The organism is Bowmanella dokdonensis, assembly GCF_017254865.1.
GTDB lineage: Bacteria > Pseudomonadota > Gammaproteobacteria > Enterobacterales > Alteromonadaceae > Bowmanella > Bowmanella dokdonensis.
The window spans coordinates 1-283 of the sequence record NZ_JAFKCV010000411.1; the positions used below are offsets into that span (position 1 = coordinate 1).

Below are 283 nucleotides of genomic sequence, written 5' to 3' on the forward strand. Positions count from 1 at the left end.
GCGCTCAAGCTGGTTATCACCCGAGCCAATATCGTGCACAAAAATCACCGCCTTCTGATTGGCGGTTTGCTGGAATCGTCCTGGGATCAAACTGGTTAGCCCCGATTCAGCACTGATTTTTTCCTCGAGCTGATACTCCACTTCCATTGACAGCGGGGCCAGCCACAACGTCAGCGCGCCCGATACTGCGGCCACCAAGACAGCTAATACCAACATCACTCGGGTGACATACCATTCGCTGATGCCACAGGCACGCATCACAGCCATTTCGTTATCTACATAG

Annotated in this window: 1 protein-coding gene; it reads right to left on the reverse strand. The window is 53.0% G+C overall.

Features of this window, described 5'->3' with window-relative positions:
• A partial coding sequence (locus J0A66_RS23110) for an LptF/LptG family permease (protein ID WP_206576108.1) occupies nt 1-283 on the reverse strand: 283 nt, incomplete at both ends.